The 8500-nt window shown below is 68.6% G+C and carries 6 protein-coding genes; 1 reads left to right on the top strand and 5 read right to left on the bottom strand.

The features are described from left to right. Both KUTG_RS62270 and KUTG_RS41820 read right to left on the bottom strand, forming a co-directional pair. On the bottom strand, positions 1–1726 hold a 1726-nt coding region (locus KUTG_RS62270; RefSeq protein ID WP_052396034.1), incomplete at its 3' end, for an ATP-binding protein. 145 nt (positions 1727–1871) lie between these two features. Next, on the bottom strand, positions 1872–4139 hold the full coding sequence (locus KUTG_RS41820; protein ID WP_052396033.1) for an ATP-binding protein: 2268 nt from the start codon (positions 4137–4139) through the stop codon (positions 1872–1874). A gap of 862 nt (positions 4140–5001) precedes the next feature. Here KUTG_RS41820 and KUTG_RS41815 point away from each other — a divergent pair. After that, positions 5002–5340, top strand: coding sequence for a hypothetical protein (locus tag KUTG_RS41815; RefSeq protein WP_043724992.1), 339 nt, complete (start codon positions 5002–5004; stop codon positions 5338–5340). Between the two features lie 10 nt (positions 5341–5350). On the opposite strand, the gene KUTG_RS41810 is transcribed toward KUTG_RS41815, so the two are convergent. Genes KUTG_RS41810 through KUTG_RS41800 form a run of 3 tightly spaced genes read right to left on the bottom strand, consistent with a single transcriptional unit; the run spans position 5351 to position 8324 of the window. Beyond that, the gene (locus KUTG_RS41810; RefSeq protein ID WP_052394356.1) at positions 5351–6856 is read right to left on the bottom strand and encodes a hypothetical protein; all 1506 of its coding nucleotides are present in this window, start codon (positions 6854–6856) and stop codon (positions 5351–5353) included. After that, positions 6853–7194: a helix-turn-helix domain-containing protein gene (locus KUTG_RS41805; RefSeq protein ID WP_369794451.1), complete on the bottom strand. Its 342-nt coding sequence runs from the start codon at positions 7192–7194 to the stop codon at positions 6853–6855. Before KUTG_RS41805 ends, KUTG_RS41810 begins: the two co-directional genes overlap by 4 nt. After that, positions 7191–8324 (bottom strand): tyrosine-type recombinase/integrase, encoded by a 1134-nt coding sequence (locus KUTG_RS41800; RefSeq protein WP_043716792.1) that lies wholly within the window; start codon positions 8322–8324, stop codon positions 7191–7193. Before KUTG_RS41800 ends, KUTG_RS41805 begins: the two co-directional genes overlap by 4 nt. Between the last annotated feature and the right edge of the window lie 176 nt (positions 8325–8500).

The following is an 8500-nucleotide window of genomic DNA, read 5'->3' as shown; positions in this document are numbered from 1 at the left end:
GGCGCAGGCTCGTCACGGCGTGCCGGGCAGCCTCGGCGTGACGGCCCACACGCCAGTGGGCCAGGGCGAGCGCGTGGTGCGCGTAGGACTGGGCCCAGCGCTCGCCCCGGGCCTCGGCGATCGCGATCGCTTGGGCGGCAAGGACCTCGGCCCGGGCGAGGTCACCTTGAGCGGCCGCCGCCATGGCCGTCGACGCGTAGGCCAACACGATTCGACAGTCGATCACGTTGGCGCGCAAGTAGAACTCGGCGGCGCGGGCATGGTGCCGCTCGGCGAGGGCGAGCTCGCCGTTCGCGAACGCGGAGCCGCCGGTGACCAACAGGGCGTTGGCCATCATCAGCGGATCGCCTGTCTCGTCGGCAATCGCGGTCGCTTCCTCGGCGAAACGCCTGCCCTCAGCCAGTTCCCCGAGCGCGGTCGCGGCGTACGAGTTGAGGCACAACGCATCCTGGCGTATCGCGGCGGGCAGCGCGTCGATGCTCAGCACCCGATCGAGCCAGCGCCGGGACTCGCCGATCCATCCGCACAGCCAGTAGAACGACAGCGCCGTGGCCAGCCGGGCACCGGCGAACGTCTGCTCGCCGAGGCCGAACTCCAGCGCGGCACGGAGATTGCCGTGCTCGCGGCGAATCTGCGTCAGCAGCTCGATCTGGTCCGGGCCGCACCACTGCCGGGCGATGCCCTCGATCAGGCGGCGGAAGTGGTCGAGGTGCCGGCGGCGGAACTGCCGCTCGTCGCCCGATTCCGCCAGCCGCCGCAGGCCGTAGTGGCGGATGGTGTTGAGCATGCGCAGCCGGGTCACGCCGCCGACTTCGTCCCGTACCAGCACGGACTTGTCGACGAGGGCACCCAGCAGCCGCAACAGCGCCGTGGCCGTGATGCGCTCGTCGGTGCACACCGCGGCGGCGGCCTCGACCGTGAAGCCGCCGGTGAACACCGATGCCCTCGCCCACAGGCTTTGCTCGTCGGGAGTGCAGAGCGCGAAGCTCCAGTCCACCGCGGCGATCAACGTCCGCTGGCGCGTCGGCCGGGCCGCGGCCTCGGGCGTGAACAGCGTGAACGTGTCGTCCAGCCGGGCCAGGACGTCGTGCGCCGACATCACCCGCAGCCAGGGCACCACCAGCTCGATGGCCAGCGGGATGCCGTCGAGCCGCGAGCAGATGCCCAGCACGGTGTCGCCATTGTCGCCGTTGACGGTGAAGTTCGGCAGCGCATACGTGGCACGGTCGGCGAACAGGGCGACGGCGTCGTCGGCCACGTGACGGTCGGGCTGGTAGCGGTCGGGCACCGGCAGCGGGCGGATCGGCAGCAGCTGCTCGCCGGCGATGCCGAGAACGTGCCGGCTCGTGGTGAGGAAGCGGACCTCCGGCGCCGCGGCCAGCACCGCCGTGACGAACTCGCGACAGGCCCCGACCAGGTGCTCGCAGTTGTCGAGCACGATGAGCATGGACCTGGGGCTGAGCCAGGAGATGAGCTGCTCGGCCTGCCGCAGGCCGAGATGGGTGGCCGCCACCTGCGGCAACAGCGTCGGGTCGGTCACCGCGCCCAGTTCGATCACGGCCACGCCGTCCGGGAAGCGGGCCTCGTGGGCCAGCCGGCGGGCGATGCGAGTCTTGCCGACGCCGGCCGGGCCGAACAGGGTGAGCAGCCGCACGGCGCCGAGCAGGCGGCCGGCCGTCGCGAGTTCGGCGTCGCGACCAACAAAGGTGGTCAGCTGACAGCTCACGATGCGCTCCCGCCACGGGGGATTTCGAGCATCCGAACGTAATGCAACGACCGGACCGGCCACAATCCCCGCGCTTGATGAGGCTGGCCTTGAGGATTGTCGACGCTTTTCACCCGATTTGATGAAAATGGCGAATTAATCGGCGTTATTGGCCTTGTGCGCGGCCGTCGGCGACCCAGGCCGCCAGCTGCGCTCGTGAGCTGAAGCCGAGCTTGCGAAGGATGTTGGCCAGGTGCTTCTCGGCCGTCCGCGTGGAGATCACCAGCCGGGCGGCGATCTCCTTGTTGGACGCCCCCGCCGCCGCCAGCTCCGCCACCTCGTCCTCACGGCTGGTCAGCACGGACGGCGCCTCCGCGTGCGCGGCGGCCAACACGGTCGCGAACTTGAGCGTGTGCACCACCGCGTCGTCCACCTTCGCCGCGCTCGCCGCGCCCTTGGCATGGATCGCGTCGAATCGCTCGTCCCCCAACGCCTTGCGCGCCGCGCGTTCGCAGCGCTTGTGCGGCACCGCCCAGTTGTCCGAGGCCAGGAACACCGCGCCGCCCGTGTGCCGCCACATCGAGCTCGCCACGCCGAGGACCTCCGCCGCCTGCGGCATCGCGCCGGCCGAGGCCGCGATCCAGGCGATCAGCTCGACCAGCATGGACAGCCCGAGCATGTCGTTGAACTGGTCCTTGATCCGGATGCTCGTCATGGCGTGCCCGGCCGCCTCCGCCAGCCGCCCCAACTGCCAGGTCGCCAGCGCCACCGCGTAGTGCGCGTACGAGCGGGTCCAGCGTTCCCCGTGCTGGTCGGCGAGCTCGATCGCCTGCTCCGCCGCCGTCACCGCGCGGTCGAACTTGCCGGCGAACGCCGCGCACATGCCGAGCGCCGCGTAGGCCAGGATCGTCTGGCAGTCCGTGACTTCCGCCGCCGCGTAGTGGTCCACCGACACCTGGTAGAGCGACAGCCCGTAGTCCAGTTCGCCGCCGACGAACGCCGCCCCGCCGTACGCGAGCATCGCGTTGGCCATCATCAGCGCGTCGCCCGTCTCCCGGGCGATCCTCACCGCCTGCTCCGCCAACACCTTGCCGGCCGGCACCTCGCCGAGGGCGATCGCACAGTAGGCGTTGATCCACAGGGCGTTCTGCCGGACGTCCGTCGGCAGGTTCTCGACCTCCAGCACCCGGTCCAGCCAGCGACGCCCTTCGCCGATGAAGCCACAGTCCAGCCAGTAGTACTGGAGTGCGTTGGCCAGCCTCGCCCCCGTGACACGGCGCTCGGGATCCGTCAGCGCGAACTCCAGCGCCGAACGCAGGTTGTTGTGCTCGCGCCTGGTGTCCGCCAACAGCTCAACCTGGTTGGGGCCCAGCCACTCCTTTTCGTTGCGCTGCGCCAACATCAGCTGGTAGTCGAGGTGCCGGCCGCGGATTCCCCGCTCCTCACCCGACTCCGCCAGCAGCTGCAAGCCGTACTGCCGGATCGTGTACAGCATGCGCAGCCGCGTCACGCCGTCCACTTCATCCCTGACCAGCACCGACTTGTCGACCAGGCCGCCCAGCAGCCTCAGCACCGCCGTCGCCGGAATCCTCTCGTCCGCGCACACCGCCACGACCGCCTCGACCGTGAACCCGCCGCTGAACACCGCCGCCCTGGCCCACAGCGCCTGCTCGTCCGGCGCGCACAGGGCGTAGCTCCAGTCCACCGCCGCGATCAGCGTCTGCTGCCTCGACGGCCTCGCCGCCGCCTCCGCCGTGATCAGCGTGAACGTGTCGTCCAGGCGGCTCAGCACGTCGTTCGTGGACAGCACTCGCAGCCAGGGCACCACCAGCTCGATCGCCAGCGGAATGCCGTCGAGGCGGGTGCAGATGCCCAGCACCGTGTCCCAGTTGTCGTCACTGAGCCGGAAGTTCGGCAGCGCATACGTCGCACGGTCCGTGAACAGCGTGACCGCGTCGTCCACCGTGTCCTCGACCCGCTCCGGCACCGCCAGCGGCCGCACCGGCAGCAGCTGCTCGCCCGGGATGCCCAGCACGTGCCGGCTGGTCGTGAGGAAGCGGACCCCCGGCGCCGTGTCCAGCACCTCGTTCACGAAGTCCCGGCACGCCTGCGCCATGTGCTCGCAGTTGTCCAGCACGATCAGCATGTTCTTGGCGGACAGGAACGCCAGCAGCTGCGGCATCGGCGCCGTCGAGACGTCCCTCAGACCCAGCTCCGCCGCCGCCACCTGCGGCAGCAACCCCGGGTCCGGCACCGCATCCAGCTCGACGAACACCACCCCGTCCGCGAAGCCCTTTTCGGCCCGCGCCGCCACACGCTGCGCCAACCTCGTCTTGCCCACCCCGCCCGCCCCGATCAACGTCAGCAGCCGCGCCCCCGCCAGCAGCCGCCCCGCCTCCCGCATTTCGTTGCCCCGGCCAACGAAGGTCGTCACTTCGCTGATCAATTAACGCTCCCGGCCTCGCCCCTCGGCTCAGCCGAACGTAATACAGGAAATGACCACGCGCAATCCCTCGGTTATCCCTAAGGGCCGAGGTTATTCGGGCGCAAGTCCCCATTCCGGTTGTCGGACGGTTGGGGGGATGCGGGGGTGCAGGCCCGTCCGGACGGGGGATTCGGCGGCGACCCGTCCGGACGGGGGCGGCAGGCCGGGATGGGAGGGGCTCGGCGTGCCGCATGGGAGCGCCGCGGGGGCCGCGGCGGCGGGGGATGTGGTCGCGGGGGCGGCGTTGCGGGGTGGGGGGTGGTTGGGAGGGAGTTTAGGAAGTGGGGGGTGTGGTTCCAAGGGGTTGTTCTGGATCCTGGAACGTTGACTGCTCCTCTGTGCCTGCGACCACACAGTGCACCGCCGCCCAGCGGCCGGAGGGGGTGGGCGGGGCTGTGGCGGGGTTTCTGCGGTGGGTCGCGTGGATTTTGCGCGGAGCCACTGATCGATGTCGCGAAGGGCTGATGCGGGCAGGCAGGCCTGCCCTTCGCGACATCAATTGTACGACATCGATCCCCTCCACGCAAAATCCACGCTTCTTTGGGAGGTTAGAGGGTGGGGCGCGGGAGGGGCACTGCTTGATCGCGGGAGGGGTCGGGTTCACAGGTGAAGGGAGGTCTCCGCCGGCATAGCTTGGGGCTCGTTGCCAACGTAAGCCCGCTTGCCGCCTAGGCATCTATGGTTTCACTTGCCGAAACATCTTCAGTTTCCGACGGGCCCATCTTCAAACGGCCCTACCGTCGCGATTATGCATGAAACATTCACCCGTTAGTGATTCGAGTTCGATCATGCGTTCTAGTAATATAGAGACATGAAAGAAATCTGTCGGGAGTGGGAGGGCGTGGAGCCCTGTGGGGCGATGGTGGATCTGCTGGTGGGGATGGATGTCGGGCGGCTTAGTGAAGAGCAGAAGGTCACGGCTTACATTCTCGCGCGCAAGATCGGAGCGTTTGCCAGTGCGGTGGAGTTGGAGGTGCTCAATGGGGTGGAGGATGTGACGGAAGTGGCGATGGCGGCGAGGGAGCCGGAGAGGGCGGTGGGGAGGCAGAAGGAATTCAGTGGGGTGGTGGAGGCGCTGCCGCGAATGGTGCGGCAGCTGAGGCGCGGGGAGATCGATCTGAGGCGGCTGGAGGTGGTGTACTACTGGTGAACTCATGTTTTCAACTGTCATGGATTCTCGTGTCGTGACGCCCGTTTTGGGTCGGTCGACGGCTGGCGTAGCGGCTCCATGTGATGCCTTCCTCGGCCGCTATTCGTGCGGTGGTGCCGGGGTGGATTCCGAGCATGGAGGCGACCACGGGGCTGGGTGTGGTGTGCAGCAGTTCCCGCAAGCCGGTGGTTCGGCCCAGCTGGATCGGTATCCCGAGTTTGGAGAAGCGGTTGTTGAGTGTCTTGGAGTTGATGGGCTGCTCGGGACGTTTTCCGGGGAAGAGCCAGTCGGTGTTTGCGTTGGGGCCTCGGTAGGTGTTGCGGTGCTCGAGGAGTTGACGGGTCATGTCGTCCAGCGGTGGCGGCAGCGGAGCGGGCGGGTCGCCGAGCCGGATGAAGACGTCGGGGCCGATGATCGAGATGTCGGTGCGTCGCAGGCGGGTGATCCTGCTGAGCGGCTGGGCGTAGAGCAGCACCAGCAGCGCGATGAGACGTTCACGCAGTGGCCACTCGTCGCTGGTGACCAAAGCGTTGATCAGTTCGTGCTGCTGTCGGCGCGGCTGGATGGTGGCGGCGGGCAGTGGCGCCCTGGTGAGGCGACGGCGGGGCATGAGCGTGGCTTGGCCGGCCCAGCGCAGGAACGCGGTGGCGGGCTTTCGGGTCTGAGGGTTGGTCGCGAGCCACGTGTCCAGCGCGGGCTGCGGGCAGGTGGCGAGGGTGTGCCCGCTGATGTCGAGCCAGTTGAGCAGCGCGGCAGCTTGGCGGACGCGTTCGCGAGAGCCGCGGATGGTCGCTGGGCTCAACGGCGCCTGCTCGGCCTTGTGACGCAGGCGCCGCAGTTCGTTCCAGGTGGCGAAGCGCTGCAGAAGAGCCCGGTGTTCGGCGTCAGCGACGGCGTCGAGCTGGGTGTCGAGCCAGCGTTGGAAGAGCATGAGCTGTTTGTCGATCGGCGGGAGGATGCCGCAGACGATCAGCAACTCACGGAGATAGGTGGCTTTGCGCCAGGCCGGATGGGCGGCCAGGGCGTCGTGGCTGATCGCGGTGGCACCGGTAGCAAGTGCGGTGAGCAGGTCGGCGGTGCCGGGTTTGTCCAGCCAGGTCAGTCCGCTGTGTGGCGTGTCGGTCAGGCGCAGCTTGTCCAGCAGCGGCAGCAGTTCCGCGCGGGGCTGGCCGGTGCCGTCGTCGAGCACCGTGGTGAGGCGGTCGGTGAGGGTGCAGCGTTCGCAGAGCTTGTCACTGACCAGGAGTCCCTCGTGATGGCAGCGGCGGCAGAAGAACGAGCGGGCGATGCCCGCGCAGTCGCGGCAAATCGGGTGGCCGGTGTCGTCCCGGCCGGGCAGCAGCCGGTGGTTCCCGCAGTGCGGGCAGCAGCCTCGGTTGCGGGTTGCGCGTTTGATGCAGGGGCGGCAGACCGGCCCCTCCCAACGGACAGCGGGCTGAGAGTAGCGGTCGCAGCGCACGCACTTGCTGTCGGCGAGAGGCGTGTCGCCGCACTGCGCTCGGGTTCGCGGAGTCACTGTGGACGGATGCGAGCGCGCGTGGGCCGTAGCGCTCCCGTAGCTGGCGGTGTGGCCGTTCCGGCCGTGCCGGTGGCAGTGCGGCGGGTGAGGTTGGCGGCCTCGGTGCGGATCAGCTCGGCGGGGCTGCACTCGAAGATGTCACACAAGGCAGCCAGCACCGTGAGCGACAGCCGTTCCGGAGTGCCGGTGACCAGGCGATGGACCTGCGAGACCGACAACTCGACTCCGCGATCGCGCAGCAGCGGGACGAGCTCAGTGGTGGAGAACATGCCGTGATCGGCCATCAGGTCCCGCAGCCGCCAGTCGTAGCTGACCCGCCGCTTCATCGCGTTCATCGTGCGCTCCCGCCGTCGGTGGGCGATTTCAGTGCCGCGGCAAGGGTGTCATCCAGGCTGCGCCGCAGGGTGCGGGTGCGGAAGTCCGAGGAGACGCAGGTGTAGATGGAGGTGGTGGACGAGTGTTCGTGACCGACCTGCTGCTGGACGAAGAACGGGTCCCAGCCGGCCTCGATCAGGTGGGTGACATACGAGCGGCGCAGCGAGTGGAAGTCCAGGCCGGGCTCCAGGCCCAGCGCGTCGCGGTAGGTGGCGAAGCGAGCGTTGAGCGCCGCGCCGCTGATGCGCTTGGACTGCTCCGAGGGCCACAACGCGGGACTGGACGCATGGGCCATGCGCGGCCGGATCTCGGTGATCCACTCCTCCAGCACGTCCACCGACCAGTCCCACACGGTCAGCACGCTGCGCCGCTTGGGCGGGCTGCCGGGTTTGGCCTTGCCGAACCGCACGTGCAGCACGCCGTACTCGCCGAACTCGCGGGCGTGCGGGTTGGTCGCGAGGTCGGCGGTGTCCAGCATCCGCGTCTCGGTGCGGCGCAGGCCAAAGGCATAGGCGACCTTGAACATGGTGGCGTCGCGGAACGCCGCCAGCCATCCTTTGCGGCCGGCGTCGCGCACCCGCAGGACCGCGTCGTCGGCGTAGTCGAAGAACGCCTGGATCTCATCCAAGGTGAACGCCCGTTTCGCCGGCTCGGACTCGTTGTCCTGCACGTGCACCGCGGTGTTCCACTCGTGGCACACCTGCACCGGGTGTGTGCCGAAGCGCCGCTCGCATTCGCCGGCCCATCCGTAGACGGGGTCGGTCAGGTAGTGACAAAACAGCCTCAGGGCCTGCTGGTAGGTCCGCAAGCTCGAGCGGCTCACTCCTTTGATGCCGCGCAGGTCGGCGCACCATTCGTCGACCATCGCGGCACTCCACTGCCAGGGGAAGGCATTGACGTGCTCGACGAAGCCACGCACTCTCTTGTCCCGGTTCGCGATAGTCGAGGAAGCGAGGTTCCGCGCCGCCTGCTGGCGCCCCCAACCGGTCAGCATCGCCTCGAAAACCTGTTCCTCCGGCCGCAGGAACACCACGCCGTCGACCAGCTGCAGCGCTGTCGCGCCCGCCGTCGGCCGCTCTGCCTCGGTCACCAGTCACCTTCCACCGCTCGCATCAGATGCGACATCTTCGCATCGAACGCGATCTACCGCGCAAATCAGCAGCTAGAAGGCGACACAAGTAGCCAATCAGGCCCTCGGTCCAGCCGGGCCGTCACAAGCGCCACCGGCCCGTCAGACGACTCTTACCACACAGGTAGAAGCCACCT

The sequence above is a fragment of the Kutzneria sp. 744 genome, from assembly GCF_000568255.1.
Lineage (GTDB): Bacteria > Actinomycetota > Actinomycetes > Mycobacteriales > Pseudonocardiaceae > Kutzneria.
This window is presented reverse-complemented; position numbering and strand designations above follow the sequence as displayed.